The sequence below is a fragment of the Zunongwangia pacifica genome (assembly GCF_023499215.1).
In the GTDB taxonomy this organism is placed as follows: Bacteria; Bacteroidota; Bacteroidia; order Flavobacteriales; family Flavobacteriaceae; genus Zunongwangia; species Zunongwangia pacifica.
Window position 1 is genome coordinate 75,982 of sequence record NZ_JAKHSK010000010.1, and the last position, 13,917, is coordinate 89,898.

Sequence of the window (13,917 nt, forward strand, 5' to 3'; positions counted from 1 at the left end):
TTTAGTGTTTTATGTAAATGATTATCGGAATGATGAGATATCCCAGGGTGATAAGTATTGAAAACAGGTATCCAAGTATTCGTATTAGTTTTGAGTAAAAAGGATGGTAAACTCCCAAACTTCTATGGGCGCTGGCAACCCCGTGAAGTAAATGAAATCCTAGTGCTAAAAATGAAACAGAATAAAGAATAACATACCAAATACTGTCAAAAGCATTTACGACAAGCGTGTAAAGATCTTTATTGCCATTTTCATCGTGAGGGAGCTCCCCAAATTTATAATGATACCAGAAATCTTTAAAATGAATTACCAGAAAGAGAAAAATAATAATGCCCAGAAACATCATATTTCGGGATTGCCAGGTGCTTGCTCTGGATCTTCGATCTCTTGAAAGTTTTGGACCGTTAGCTTTTTTTGATTTAATGCCAAGATAAATGGCATCTAAGGTGTGTAATAGAATACAAGCGTAAAGTACGTAGGAAACAAGTTTGATAACGATATTTCCAGACAGGAAATGGCTGTATAAATTATACTGTAACTGTGCCTCCTTTTCTGGCAGCAATAATTGCAGGTTCCCTAATAGATGAATGATTAGAAAAAAAGAAAGAAACAGGCCGGTTAATGCCATAAGGTTCTTGCGAGTTAGGGCATTTTTAAAATAGATCATCATTGTGTTTGTTTTTGGTAAAGCTGAATGCTGTGTAGTTGATTACTAAAGTATTTGGTGGTTGTATGAAATCAATATTGGATGTTTTTCTGCGTAATTTTAAAACTGATACTGGTGTTAAAAATGAATGATCTTTAAAAATGGTAAGCGCACGTTTTAAAAGAAATCGGAAGAATAAAATGGCATGATGGGTAAATGGGAAAAGCCTGTTTTTTGGTCTAAAATATAAATAGATGCCGGTGAGCAAGCTCAGGAATAGGAATACTCCGGGAATTACCGTTTTTAAAGATAAAAACCACATAAAATGCCGAATTTAGAGGCCTAAAATTCGGTATTAATAGGGGCAATTTTTATGATAATTGTCAGACTATTGAATGGAATCTAAATATTTCAAATATTTGTAAATGGAAATTTTAGATTTTAAAACGAAGAAAAAATATAAGTGGAATAGGACTTAAAATTTAAGGTTAAAATGGCTGATTTCAATTTCCGTAATGATGATCTCTAAGATTTAGAGAAGGGACGTAAAAGAGGAATAAAAAAAGCCAAATATGCGTAAACATATTTGGCTTAGGTGCTATTTTATAAGGTAATTTTTAATCTTTTGTTTCATCAAGTTTATAATCCAGATATTTATGAATATCAGATTCTATAAACCTGATGGCAAAAGTTATAATTGCAAAATCATCGATATATCCTAATCCCGGGATAAAATCTGGAACAACATCTAAAGGATTTAAAATATATAAAAACGAAAAGGCAATTGCAGCAATGGTAAACCAAGGCACATCTTTATAAATTCCTTTTCTGTAATCGTTAAGCATGGCATACATAAGCTTGCCAATTTCAGTATATTTTTTAAGCATACCAGAATTGATAATCTTATCGGCCACTTCTTCCTGCGATTCAGCAGCAAGTTCTACGTCTCCTTCGTCAACACTTACCACTCCTTCTTTAAAGTACTCTTCGTTAACTTCTTTTTTCTTTTTGCTGAACATATTTTTAGTTTTTATAGGTTAGTTTTAATTTTCTATAGCGGGTAATTGGGGTATTGATTCAAAATATTATTGTGGTAAATTAGAGGCTTATTTCAGGTTTATAAGCGATCATTTTCGTTACCATATTCTTTCTTATAAATCTTCAGAATAAGTAAAAATAACGAAACCAGTAAAGGGCCAAATATTAAGCCTATAAAACCAAATATCTGTACACCTACAATCACTCCAACTAGGGTTATTAGTGTATGTACTTTAGCTAACCGATCTAAAACCATTATCCTAATTAAATTGTCTGTAGATCCTACTACCACAATGCCATAGATAAGAAGGGCAACACCTTGCCAGTTTTGCCCATCAGCGAATAAAAGTATGGTGGTTGGGGCAATACCTATAGCTGTACCAATAAAAGGGATCATAGAGCCTATTGCCGTGATACCAAACCAAAAAAATGGATCTGGAACCCCTAAAATAAGATATCCGATAAGTGCAATTAGGCCTTGCACTAATGCAACTAAAGGAATCCCAAGCGCATTAGACTTTACCAGTAAATTACTCTCTTTAGCTATTGTGCTTAAATTTGCTTTTCCAAGGGGAATGTAATCAATAAGTGCTTTCTTCATTTGCTCCCGGTTTATCAGCATAAAGTAGAGCATAAAGTACATTAAACCTATGGCAACAAAAACATTAAAAGTTCCTCCTGCTAAATTTTGGAGCTTTTCTGAGACCCAACTGGATATCGCTGTAGTATCTATCGCACCAGTGATATCGTAACCTACGTATTCTTCTATATGTCGTAACTGTTGTTTTAATGCCGAGACCACCATTTCAGAATTATTCACGGCCTTGCCTATTTTTGAAGTAAGCATGATAATAATTCCGCTCACAGGAATAAGGATCCCTATAAAGGAACCAAACATAAGCAAACCGGCTGCAACAGATGGCTTCCAGCCTTTCTTAAGTAATTTTTCCATCCAACCGGCCATTAGCACGTATAAGGTGATAGCTCCTAATATGCCGGTTAAGTAAGGAACAAGTTCGCGGAAAATTAAAATTCCTAAAAAAAGAATAAGCAATAAGACAAAAATCTGCCGTACCAAGGCTGGTCTTAATTTATTCATATATAGATTAGATTAGTAGTTGTTAGTTCTATAAGCTTAGCTGGCAAAAAGTTGATCCATATTTTTAAAAGATTTAAACTCAAGCGCATTTCCGCAGGGATCTTTAAAAAACATCGTGGCCTGTTCCCCAACTTTACCCTCAAACCTAATATAAGGTTCGATAATAAAATCGATATTTTTCGAGGCTAATAATTTAGCGAATTCCTGAAATACGTTCCATTCTAATACGACACCAAAATGGGGTACCGGTACCTCTTTACCATCTACCGGGTTGCTGTGCTCGCCGGCAATTTCTTCCTTAGGTTTGTAATGTATAACAAGCTGATGGCCAAAAAAGTTAAAATCTACCCAGTGATCACTGCTGCGGCCTTCACCACAGCCTAAAGTTTCCCCATAAAATTTTCTACATGATTTTAAATCGTAAACCGGGATGGCCAGGTGAAAAGGCTGTACTTTCATATTAGTTATTTCTTAATGCTTTTATAAGTTCGTCTTTGGTCATTTTAGAGCGTCCTTGTATACCTACTTTTTTGGCTTGTTGGTATAACTCTTCTTTGGTGCGGTCTTCATATTTTTCAGCGGCGCCACCTTTTTCACCAGAATTTTCAGTATTCGCGATTCTGGCCGATTTTTCTTTGCTGTAGCCTTGTTCTCTTAAGGCTTCGTACTGCTCCTGATTCTTAATGCGTTTCGCCATATTTTTCTATTAAAAATAGGAAGATAAACGTGATTCAAATCAGTATTTTCGCTAATTCTCTGTTAAGATTTTTTACGGGGCCTTTTGTGCTTATTTGGATTTTTAGGTTTAATCCCTTTTGGTTTGGTGATTTTCTTTTCTTCGGCAAGCTTTGAAGCTTCCTCTGTTTTAGAAGAAGTATTTACTAAACGGTCAATCTCTTTAAGTTCGGCTTTAGTGATATGGCGCCATTTTCCAACGGGAATATCCAGCGGAACATTCATGATCCTAATGCGCTTAAGCTTGGTTACTTCGTAGCCTAAATATTCGCACATTCGTCTAATTTGGCGGTTAAGACCCTGCGTTAAAATAATCCTGAATTCTTTTTCTCCCGTTTGCTCAACAAAACATTTTCGGGTCACCGTATCCAAAATAGGGATCCCGTTACTCATTTTTTCAACAAAATCTGGCTGAAGGGTTTTGTTCACTTTTACAATATATTCTTTCTCGTGATTGTTGCGAGCACGCAAAATTTTATTCACGATATCACCATCGCTGGTTAAAAAAATTAAGCCTTCGCTAGGTTTATCTAAGCGGCCAATGGGGAAAATACGTTCAGGGTAATTAATATAATCGATAATATTGTTTCTCTCCCGTTTTGTATCGGTAGTGCAAACAATGCCTATTGGTTTATTAAAAGCGATATAAACATTAGGCTTTTCTTTTTCTTCCGTAGCAATTAACTGGCCATCTACCCGAACCTGATCTCCGGGAGCGATCTTTGTTCCCATTTCAGGAACAACGCCATTTATGGTTACACGCCCCTGGTCGATAAGTTTATCGGCAGCTCTTCTGGAGCAATATCCAGCTTCACTTAAAAATTTATTAATTCGGGTTAAATTCTCTTCAGCCATTATAAATTAAGTGTTTCGCAAAGATACAAGATTAAGAATTGCTGCCAATTTTAAAAAACTTCAAAAAAAATTAAAACCCAGACAACCTTTTGTAACTTTTCTGCGTCTATGTAAATAGAAGGTCTTTTAGAAATATAACGGTGAAAGTAATTCAACTCTTTAAAAATGAATCCCTGCTTATAAAACGTGCTGCGCAGAATAATCGCGAAGCGCAACAAAAACTCTATGAGATTCACTCGGGTAAAATGCTTAGTGTGTGTCGGCAGTACATTAAGGATTTGCACGATGCCGAAGATGTGATGCTAAGCGCGTTTTTTAAGGTCTTTACCCATTTAAAGGATTTTAAGTTTGAGGGAAGTTTTGAAGGTTGGGTTCGCAGGATCATGGTACGGGAAGCGATAAGTTTTCTTAGGAAGAAAAAGAATCTCGAATTTCAGGAAGATGAATTTAGTAATTATGCAGAGAGCGCAAATAATATCGACGAGCGATTAAGCGTAGCGCATATTCAGCAGTTAATCGACGATTTGCCCGAAGGTTACAAAATGGTTTTTGTGCTGTATGCGGTAGAAGGTTATAAGCATCAGGAAATTGCAACAATGCTAAATATTACTGAAGGGACTTCTAAATCTCAGCTTTTTAAAGCTAGAAAAATGTTACAGGATAAATTAACAACAAAAGAAACAGGTTATGGCGCCAATTAAATTTGAAGAGCATATCAAGGAGCAGTTGGAAGAGCGTCGTATTTCTCCGTCAGCAGCAAGCTGGGAAAAGCTTAGCACACGATTAGATGACAACGAAAATCGACAAAAATCGAATAAAAAATGGTGGTTAGGGATAGCAGCCTTGCTAGTGATTGCTCTTGCAGTAGGTGGTTTTATGCTGAAGTCTGAACATGGAAATATAGAACCGCAAATTGTAAACATGCCATCAGAAGAAAGTAGTAAACAAAAAAATAAAACGGTAGTTCCTTCCGAAGAAAAAGACAATAATTCGGCTATTGCTGCGGAAGAAGTTAAAGAAGAAACTGAAAAAACTGAGCCTGAAATTATCCAAAATCAGCTTAAAAAAGATTCAGAAAAAATAATTCCGGTTAATAATGAAATAGGCGTGGCAACAATCAATGTTAAAGAAGTGAAGACCGAAACTTCTGAAAAATTAGTGCCAAAAATCGATAATATCAACCCTGATTTTATTAATCCTACAGTAACCGAAAAAGATTATATCGCACAGAATGAAAATTTAATTCAGCATAAAATTGAAGAAATACTGCGCTCTTTGGAAGCAAACACCGAAGATTCGGTTACTGATGCTGAGGTGAATGCCTTATTGCTGGCTGCGGCAAGTGATCTGGATCAGGATTATCAAAAAGAGTATAGCCATCAATACAGTGCGGAAGCTTTACTGGCAGAAGCCGAACGTGAAATCGAAACATCCTTTAGGGATAAGATCTTCGAACTGCTAAAAGAAGGATATTCTAAAGCTAAAAATGCCGTAGCACTCGATTAATAAAAAATAAATAACATTTTAAATACCATCACCCAAAAAAGGGTCATTCATCAATCGGTTTTAGAGCTGTTGCCCTAAGACACTAAAAACTAATACTTATCATGAAAACAATTATCATCTATTTTGCCTTCTTAATTTCATCTTTTGCTATTGGCAGTATGGAGGCTCAGGAAACAACAGGGACTAAAAATGAGCATAATGCAGATTCGATTGCTCGTGTACAGGAAATCAAAGAAAGAAAAATTAAAATTGCTACTGAAGAGGAGAAAGAAAAGCTTAAAAAAGAAATTCAGAGAATTAATAAAGACTTGGAAAGTGGCTGGTATGACAAAGAAGAAGCTGAAAAGAGAAAGAAAGAGGCTGCAAAATTAGCAGCTGAAAATATCAAAAACCGCATTGTGATTATTGATAATCAGGTTGATATGGACGAGCGTAATCGTCATGGCGGGAAATATCTTGAACTTAAACTTACCGATGGAAGGTTAGGTTTAGGAATAGAGGAATCTGATGATTATAAAAGAGCCCAAAAAAGAACGACTAACGACTTAGTGCTTGCCTTTGGTTTTAATAATGCGTTGGCCGATGGGCAATCCATTAATGACTCTGATTTTAAACTGGCAGGAAGTCGATTTTTTGAAATCGGTTGGGCCTGGACAACCCGGGTTTTTGAAAATGCGAATTGGTTAAGGGTCAAATACGGATTGTCTTTTCAGTTAAACGGATTAAAGCCTACAGATAACCGCTATTTTGTTCAGGATGGCGATATTACGAGATTAGAGGAATTTGAATACGATTTAGATAAATCGAAATTTAGAATGGATAATCTTGTAGTGCCTGTTCATTTTGAAATTGGGCCTTCTTCACGAGGAGAATCTAATGGTTATAGAACTTTTTCTACAGATGACCAGTTTAAAATTGGTTTTGGAGGCTACGCCGGATTTAATATTGGGGAGCGCCAAAAGCTAAAATTTAATGACGGTGACCACCAGAAGATAAAAGATAAAAGCAGCTTTAATACCAACGATTTTGTGTATGGCGTAAGTGGTTACTTAAGTTTTGGAGGTACTGCACTGTATGCCAAATACGATTTAAATCCAATATTTTCCAGCCCAAATACAGAGATTAATAATTTCTCTTTAGGTCTAAGATTTGATATAGACTAGTCACTATATAATTTGTATTTTTGCAGACCTTATCGATTAATCGATAAGGTCTTTTTTGTTTTCTGATCATTAGAATAGCCTCAAAAATCATCCAAATTTGATTTCTAAAAGTACCATAGACAGTGTTTTCGAAACCGCCCGGGTAGAGGAGGTGATTCAGGATTTTGTTCAGCTTAAAAAATCGGGGACAAATTTTAAGGGGCTGAGTCCCTTTACCGATGAGCGTACACCAAGTTTTATGGTCTCGCCGGTAAAACAGATCTGGAAAGATTTCTCTAGCGGAAAAGGAGGGAATGTCGTGGCTTTTTTAATGGAACACGAGCATTTTACCTATCCCGAAGCCATAAAATATCTGGCCAAAAAATATGGGATCGAAATAGAGGAAACACAGCAAACCGACGAGCAGAAAGAGCAGGCCAATGAGCGCGAAAGTATGTATCTGGTTTCTGAATTTGCTAATAAATATTTTCAGAAGGTACTGCATAAAACCGATGCCGGGCAGGCGATCGGACTTAGTTATTTTAAGGAACGTGGTTTTACAAACGAAACCATTAAAAAATTTGAGCTTGGCTATTGTTTAGACGATTGGGATGCTTTTACCAAAGAAGCTTTGGCCGAAGGCTATAAGTTGGATTATCTTGAAAAAACAGGTTTGTCTATCGTAAAAGGCGAGCGACAATTCGATCGTTTTAAAGGCAGGGTAATGTTTCCTATTCATTCCATGTCGGGTAGGGTGTTAGGTTTTGGAGGCCGAATTTTAACTTCAGATAAAAAAGCAGCAAAATACCTAAACTCTCCAGAGAGTGAGATTTATCATAAAAGTAAGGTCCTCTACGGAATTTCGTATGCCAAACAGGCCATAGCTAAAGAAGATAACTGTTATTTAGTTGAAGGCTATACCGATGTTATTCAATTTCATCAAAATGGAGTAGAGAACGTAGTTTCTTCTTCGGGAACTGCTTTAACCAGCGAGCAAATTCGGTTAATAAGCCGCTTAACTAAAAATATTACGGTACTTTTTGATGGGGACGCGGCAGGAATTAGAGCCTCACTTCGTGGTATCGATTTGATCCTGGAGCAGGGGATGAATGTAAAAGTTTGTTCTTTCCCCGAGGGCGAGGATCCCGATAGTTTTGCCCGTCAAAATTCCGAAGATCAGCTTAAGGAATTTTTGGCTGAAAATGCAACCGACTTTATAAGTTTCAAAGCGTCTTTATTAATGAAAGATGCCAAGAACGATCCTGTAAAAAAAGCAGCACTTATTCGGGATATGGTAAGTAGTATTGCCAAAATCCCCGATACGATTCAGCAGGAAGTATATCTACAGGAATGTTCAAGGATCATGGATATTTCAGAAGATGTGTTGTTTTCTACATTGGCACAGCTCACTAAAAAAGGAGAGCAGGATCAAAAAAGAGCAGCGAAAAAAGATCAAAAAAGCTTTCAGGTTGTAAGAGATAATCAACAGCAGCAGGAGCAACAAACCATTCGACGTGTAGACGAATTGCATGTGTTGGAAAAAGGCATTGTGAGTGCATTACTACTTTACGGAAATGAAAAACGGGAGTTTGAAGAAATGTTTTTGGAAGCCGATGAATCTGGAGAGCCAGTTTTAAAAAGTGCTAATGTAGAGCGAAAAGTAGCCCGAAAAATCTATCTGGATTTACAGGAAGATGAGGTAGCATTGGCTAACCCCGATTTTAGGGCGATTTATGAGCATTTAATCGAATACTACAACCGCGAAGAAAAGCTGGTTATCGAGAAGTTTGTTAGTGAAATTCCGCCTGAAAAATCGGCTATTGTGACCGATATTTTAATGGCCGAGGAACAATACCAGCTAAGCGACTGGATGCGCCAGGATATTCCCGTAAAATCTAAAAATGAGCAGATAGACCGTTTGGTTTCAGAAACCATCCTGAATTTTAGGCGTCATTTATTAATGAGTAAAATAAAAGAACTGCAAAGTTCAATTACCGAGTTGAATGCTGAGGTCGATAATTCAGAAAAACTGGAAGAAATTATGGATTATATCCAGCTTCGTAAAACTATCGAAGAAAAGCTAAACCGGGTAACCAGTTAAACCACAGGGCTTATTTGTAATAATCGGGATTGCGTAATAAGCTCGGCCACACTATCAGCCTCTAATTTTTTAAGCAATCTTGCTTTATAGGTGCTTACTGTTTTTTCATTAATGTTTAGCGCTTCTGCAATATCCTTGTTGCGTTTGCCTGTACTAAGAAGATTTAAAACTTCAGTCTCCCTGGAAGAAAGCTTTTTGAATCTTGAGATCTGACTTTGTCCATTAGAAATACCGCTATTTAATTTCTGGGTAATTTCATCATTTAAATAAATCCCACCGCGTGCAACCTGCTTTATCGCTTTATATACAATATCAGCCGAGTTTGTTTTAGAAATGTATCCTGCGGCTCCTGCTTTAATGGCACTTAGTGCATACATTTCTTCAGGATGACAGCTAAATACCAAAATTTTAATATGCGGATATTGTTGTTTTATCTGTCGTAAGGCATGGATCCCATTTAATTGCGGAAGATCAATTTCGATCATCAGCACATCTGGAGCTCTGTTTTCAAGATATTTAAATAATTCGTTTCCTGTAGCAACCTGGCCAATAACATTTATAAAGTCATTGGTTTCCAGGATATATTTAATACTTTCAGCAATTACAGGGTGTTGGTCGGCGATTAAAACAGTACTCATTTAGGGATAGTTATGCTTTGTTCAAAGTGATACTTTAACCTAAAATTAAGAGATAATGTTAATAAACTGCCTGTATTTATTGCAATTTCGATAAAACGTTTAGTTTTTAAGATGAACAGGTATCTCACATACCGGGATTGGAATCATTTTATGCGAATTTGCTGTATTTAATCGCATGTAAGTTTTGTAAACTTCTTGTTCCCTGCCTTCAAAATCGGCTTCCGTTTTTCCGGCATTCTGCATTTTCATGGCCCATTCTAATTCATCATAGCTGGCGCCCAGTTGCATCTCATCACTTCGGCTATCACCAAATAATCCATCGCTTGGTGCGGCAACCATAATATCTTCGATAACGTTCAATTCTTTTCCTAGATCGTAAACTTCACTTTTCATTAGATCTGCAATAGGACTAAGATCTACACCACCATCACCGTATTTTGTGTAAAAGCCAACCCCAAAATCTTCTACCTTATTACCGGTGCCACCAACCAGCAGTTTATGTAAACCTGCAAAATAGTACAATGTCGTCATTCTTAAACGTGCTCTGGAATTTGCTAAACTCAGGTCCACATTGGCAGATGCTTCAGCTTCAGGTAAAGCACCTTTAAAACTTTCGAAAACAGGAGTAAGGTCTACGCGTTCACTGCTTACATTCGAAAATCGTTCTTTTAAAGAAGCAATGTGTTTTTGGGCACGGCTAACATGCGAAGGATCCTGATGGATAGGCATTTCTAAAACCAAAACTTTCATTCCTGTTTTTGCACAAAGTGTCGAAGTCACCGCTGAATCTATTCCGCCACTAACCCCAACAACAAATCCGTTCATTTTGGCGTTTTTAGCATAGTCTTTTAACCAGTTTACAATGTGATCGATTACTTTTGTGGTTTGCATAATTTTGGGTGAATTAGTTTGTAAATAATACCTTTGCACACAAATCTAATACTTAAACAGTATTAATAAAAGGGCAAAAGCCAAAACCCATGATTTTTGACAAAAGCTTATGATGAAGAGAATTTTATTTGCCTTTTTTTTATTTCTTAGCCTTATTTCCTGCAATTCTGCATCAAAACGAGAGGAGGAAATAGCAAAAGTAAACGTAGATTTTAAGATTATACGTTTTGACAGGCTTTTTGCTGAAGCTTCGCCGCAGGATCTTCCGCAATTAAAAAAGGAATTTCCTTATTTATTTCCGAAACAATTTTCAGATAGCGTATGGATCGATAAAATGAAAGATACGATTCAGTTAGAAATTAATAGGGAAGTCGAAAAAAAGTATCCCGATTTTAGCGAATCTGAGGATGAGTTTTATGCGCTTTTTCAGCATATTAAATTTTATTTCCCAGACTTTGAAGCGCCCGATGTAATTACGGTAACTTCAGAAGTGGATTATAAAAATAAAACCATTTACACGGGCGACTATCTTTTTGTATCGCTGGATACCTATCTTGGTGAGGATCATAAATTCTATATTGGGATTGTAGAATATTTTAAACGGAATTTTACTAAAGATCAAATCGTACCCGATGCAGCAAATAGTATTGCCGAGAAATATGTTCCGCGTGCAAAATCCAGGACCTTTTTAGCGAATATGATCTACTACGGGAAATTACTTTATCTTAAGGATATCTGGCTTCCAGAGCTATCAAGTTGGAGAAAAATGGGATATACCCAAGAGCAGTGGCAATTTGCCGAAAATAACGAAGAAATGATCTGGCGATATTTTGTGGATAATGAGCTTATTTTTGATACCGATTCTAATCTGGCGCCCCGATTTTTATATCCCGCGCCATTTTCTAAATTTTATTTGTCATTAGATGCTGAAACTCCCGACAGACTTGGGCAGTACATTGGCTGGCAAATGGTGAAATCGTATATGGATAAAAACGAGGTTTCTATCAGCCAGATGTTACAGGCTGATGCCGATACAATTTTTAATAACGCAAACTATAAACCAAAGAAATAATGGCAGCTTATAAAAAATCGAATATAAATATTGAAGTGGTTACCGATGAAAATAAGGTACCTGAAGAAATTTATTGGAGTGCTGAAGATGGGAATATTTATAAAGAAGAAGCAAAAGCGCTCATGCTTTCCGTTTGGGACAGCAAATCTCAGGAAACCCTAAGGATCGATCTTTGGACCAAAGAAATGCCGGTAGACGAGATGAAGAAATTCTTCCATCAAACCTTGGTTTCTATGAAAGAAACTTACTATCGCGCTACCCAGGACGACAAAATGGCCGATACAATGGGCGATTTTTGTGATTATTTCGCAGAGAAATTAGAAATAACAAAGAAATAATTTTGCATAAAAAACTCATCTTTGTTTATAATGCAAACTCGGGTGCTTGGAATTCGGTTTTAGATTCGGCCCACAAGATGCTGAAACCAGAGACCTATTCCTGTAAACTTTGTGCGGTAACTCATGGTTTGACCGGAGAAAAGAAAAGCTGGAAAAAATATCGAAAATCGTCGAATGTACCAATGGAGTTTTATCATAAAGATGAGTTTCTTAAAACCTTTGCTTCAAAATACTTGCTGAAATTTGAATTCCCGGCAGTGCTGTATCCTGAAAATGAAGAATTGCAGGTGCTTATTTCAGCAGAAGAGTTTAAGGAGATTTCTTCCGTAGAAAAACTGATCGGAATTATCGAAAATCGAGTGTAATTATTACTCGGTTACCTCATTATTCAGGTTTTCAATAAATTCCAGAATGTCTTCACTTCCAGTTTTAGCGGTAGAGGACGTTACAAAAAAGTGTGGCATTTTCTCCCAAACCTGAAGCATTTCTTCCTGGTAATTCAGGATGTTTTTTTCAAGTTCTTTAGGCTTTAGTTTATCGGCTTTAGTAAAAATCATACAAAATGGGATCGCATGCTCGCCAAGCCATTCCATAAACTCCATATCGATAGGCTGCGGTTTATGGCGGCTATCGATCAATACAAAGGCACAAACCAGTTGTTTGCGTTCTTCGAAATAAGCCGTGATAAACTTTTGAAAAACCTTTTTTGCCGATTTCGAGACTTTTGCATATCCATAACCTGGTAGATCGACCAGATGCCAGTTCCTGTTAATCAAAAAATGATTAATAAGCTGCGTTTTTCCCGGTTTTGCCGAGGTTTTGGCCAGATTCTTACGGCCGGTAAGCATATTGATTAATGAAGATTTTCCCACATTACTACGGCCAATAAAAGCATACTCGGGTAATGGGCTGTTGGGGCACTTAGCGACTTTAGAGTTGCTAACTACAAATTCAGCAGTATTAATCTTCATGATCTTATTTTTAGAAATTTCTTTTTTGTAGCCAGTCAGACAATAACTCGTTAAAAAGATCTGGATGCTCCATCATGGCTGCATGGCCACATTTATCTACCCAATAAAGATCGGAGTCTGGTAATAATCTGTGAAAATCTTCCGCAACTTCTGGCGGGGTAACATTGTCATTTTTCCCCCAGATAATACAGGTAGGTGTCATCATTTTTGGTAAATCTTTCGCCATATTATGTCTAATGGCACTTTTGGCAATAGCCAGGGTTTTTACCAGTTTATTGCGGTCGCTTACCGTTTCGTAAACATCGTCTACGATTTCTTTGGTAGCCACATCTGGATCGTAAAATACATTTTGAGCCTTCTTTTTTATAAACTCGTAGTCACCACGACGTGGATAACTTTCGCCCATAGCATTTTCGTAAAGACCGGAACTTCCGGTAATCACAAGGCCTTTTACAATTTCAGGATAAAGTTTTGTGGTTAAAAGGGCGATATGCCCACCCAGGGAATTTCCTAACAGAATAACTTGGTCTAAACCCTTAAAATCTACAAATTCCTTCAAATATTTTGCGAAAGTTCCAACACTTGTTTTAAGAAGGGACATAGAATAAAGCGGAAGTTCAGGGATTAAGATTTTGTATCCTTTGGAAGGGAAATAATCTACCACTCCGTCAAAATTACTAAGGCCGCCCATAAGTCCGTGTAAAATAACTATCGGAGTTCCTTCGCCTATCTCTAAATATGTGAATTTTCCCTCTTTCCTTAAATTATTTTTCATTGATACCCTTTGCGGTTAGCAATCGCAAATATAGCGATTTCATTACAAGTATAATCATTTTTGAGTAATAGCAAAGCGATTCCTGGTTTTCAATACTATTTAGTAAAAGA

General features: G+C 36.8%; 18 protein-coding genes. 7 read left to right on the forward strand and 11 right to left on the reverse strand.

The features are described from left to right. Position 1: 1 nt before the first annotated feature. The 7 genes from L1967_RS08760 to rluF all read right to left on the reverse strand — a co-directional run bounded on the left by L1967_RS08760 (position 2) and on the right by rluF (position 4,373). Complete coding sequence (locus L1967_RS08760; protein WP_249601282.1) at positions 2-670, reverse strand: succinate dehydrogenase cytochrome b subunit; 669 nt, start codon at positions 668-670, stop codon at positions 2-4. Continuing rightward, positions 654-968 carry a hypothetical protein gene (locus L1967_RS08765; RefSeq protein WP_249601283.1) on the reverse strand — a complete coding sequence of 105 codons (315 nt, stop codon included), beginning with the start codon at positions 966-968 and terminating at the stop codon, positions 654-656. The genes L1967_RS08760 and L1967_RS08765 overlap by 17 nt, the downstream gene beginning before the upstream one ends. A 295-nt stretch (positions 969-1,263) precedes the next feature. Then, complete coding sequence (locus L1967_RS08770) at positions 1,264-1,665, reverse strand: YkvA family protein (protein WP_249601284.1); 402 nt, start codon at positions 1,663-1,665, stop codon at positions 1,264-1,266. Positions 1,666-1,763: 98 nt separating this feature from the next. Further along, positions 1,764-2,783 (reverse strand): AI-2E family transporter, encoded by a 1,020-nt coding sequence (locus tag L1967_RS08775; protein WP_249601285.1) that lies wholly within the window; start codon positions 2,781-2,783, stop codon positions 1,764-1,766. A 36-nt stretch (positions 2,784-2,819) separates the two neighbouring features. Further along, positions 2,820-3,242 carry a VOC family protein gene (locus tag L1967_RS08780; RefSeq protein WP_249601286.1) on the reverse strand — a complete coding sequence of 141 codons (423 nt, stop codon included), beginning with the start codon at positions 3,240-3,242 and terminating at the stop codon, positions 2,820-2,822. A 1-nt stretch (position 3,243) separates the two neighbouring features. Continuing rightward, positions 3,244-3,480: a DUF7218 family protein gene (locus L1967_RS08785; protein WP_249601287.1), complete on the reverse strand. Its 237-nt coding sequence runs from the start codon at positions 3,478-3,480 to the stop codon at positions 3,244-3,246. 62 nt (positions 3,481-3,542) lie between these two features. Beyond that, on the reverse strand, positions 3,543-4,373 hold the full coding sequence (rluF, locus tag L1967_RS08790) for a 23S rRNA pseudouridine(2604) synthase RluF (protein ID WP_249601288.1): 831 nt from the start codon (positions 4,371-4,373) through the stop codon (positions 3,543-3,545). A 140-nt stretch (positions 4,374-4,513) separates the two neighbouring features. Between rluF and L1967_RS08795 the strand changes: the two genes are divergently transcribed. The 4 genes from L1967_RS08795 (at position 4,514) to dnaG (ending at position 9,122) form a co-directional block, all read left to right on the forward strand. After that, the gene (locus L1967_RS08795; RefSeq protein ID WP_249601289.1) at positions 4,514-5,074 is read left to right on the forward strand and encodes an RNA polymerase sigma factor; all 561 of its coding nucleotides are present in this window, start codon (positions 4,514-4,516) and stop codon (positions 5,072-5,074) included. Next, on the forward strand, positions 5,061-5,879 hold the full coding sequence (locus L1967_RS08800; protein WP_249601290.1) for a hypothetical protein: 819 nt from the start codon (positions 5,061-5,063) through the stop codon (positions 5,877-5,879). Before L1967_RS08795 ends, L1967_RS08800 begins: the two co-directional genes overlap by 14 nt. A 101-nt stretch (positions 5,880-5,980) precedes the next feature. Next, complete coding sequence (locus L1967_RS08805; RefSeq protein WP_249601291.1) at positions 5,981-7,042, forward strand: hypothetical protein; 1,062 nt, start codon at positions 5,981-5,983, stop codon at positions 7,040-7,042. A 97-nt stretch (positions 7,043-7,139) separates the two neighbouring features. Beyond that, positions 7,140-9,122, forward strand: coding sequence for a DNA primase (gene dnaG / locus L1967_RS08810; protein WP_249601292.1), 1,983 nt, complete (start codon positions 7,140-7,142; stop codon positions 9,120-9,122). Here the strand turns inward: dnaG and L1967_RS08815 are convergent. Beyond that, on the reverse strand, positions 9,119-9,760 hold the full coding sequence (locus tag L1967_RS08815) for a response regulator (protein WP_249601293.1): 642 nt from the start codon (positions 9,758-9,760) through the stop codon (positions 9,119-9,121). The genes dnaG and L1967_RS08815 overlap by 4 nt on opposite strands. A gap of 99 nt (positions 9,761-9,859) precedes the next feature. Further along, positions 9,860-10,651, reverse strand: coding sequence for an NAD(+) synthase (nadE, locus tag L1967_RS08820; protein WP_249601294.1), 792 nt, complete (start codon positions 10,649-10,651; stop codon positions 9,860-9,862). 109 nt (positions 10,652-10,760) lie between these two features. Between nadE and gldB the strand changes: the two genes are divergently transcribed. Genes gldB through L1967_RS08835 form a run of 3 tightly spaced genes read left to right on the forward strand, consistent with a single transcriptional unit; the run spans position 10,761 to position 12,426 of the window. Then, complete coding sequence (gene gldB / locus L1967_RS08825; protein WP_249601295.1) at positions 10,761-11,723, forward strand: gliding motility lipoprotein GldB; 963 nt, start codon at positions 10,761-10,763, stop codon at positions 11,721-11,723. After that, entirely contained in the window at positions 11,723-12,061 is a 339-nt protein-coding gene (gldC, locus tag L1967_RS08830) for a gliding motility protein GldC (RefSeq protein ID WP_249601296.1), read from the forward strand. The genes gldB and gldC overlap by 1 nt, the downstream gene beginning before the upstream one ends. Positions 12,062-12,063: 2 nt before the next feature. After that, positions 12,064-12,426, forward strand: coding sequence for a GTPase (locus tag L1967_RS08835; RefSeq protein WP_249601297.1), 363 nt, complete (start codon positions 12,064-12,066; stop codon positions 12,424-12,426). Positions 12,427-12,429: 3 nt separating this feature from the next. Here the strand turns inward: L1967_RS08835 and yihA are convergent, their stop codons facing one another. Together yihA and L1967_RS08845 are read right to left on the reverse strand one after the other, a co-directional pair. Continuing rightward, positions 12,430-13,032, reverse strand: a complete 603-nt coding sequence (gene yihA, locus L1967_RS08840) for a ribosome biogenesis GTP-binding protein YihA/YsxC (protein ID WP_249601298.1) — start codon at positions 13,030-13,032, stop codon at positions 12,430-12,432. A gap of 10 nt (positions 13,033-13,042) precedes the next feature. Further along, positions 13,043-13,807 carry an alpha/beta fold hydrolase gene (locus L1967_RS08845; protein ID WP_249601299.1) on the reverse strand — a complete coding sequence of 255 codons (765 nt, stop codon included), beginning with the start codon at positions 13,805-13,807 and terminating at the stop codon, positions 13,043-13,045. Positions 13,808-13,917 lie beyond the last annotated feature (110 nt).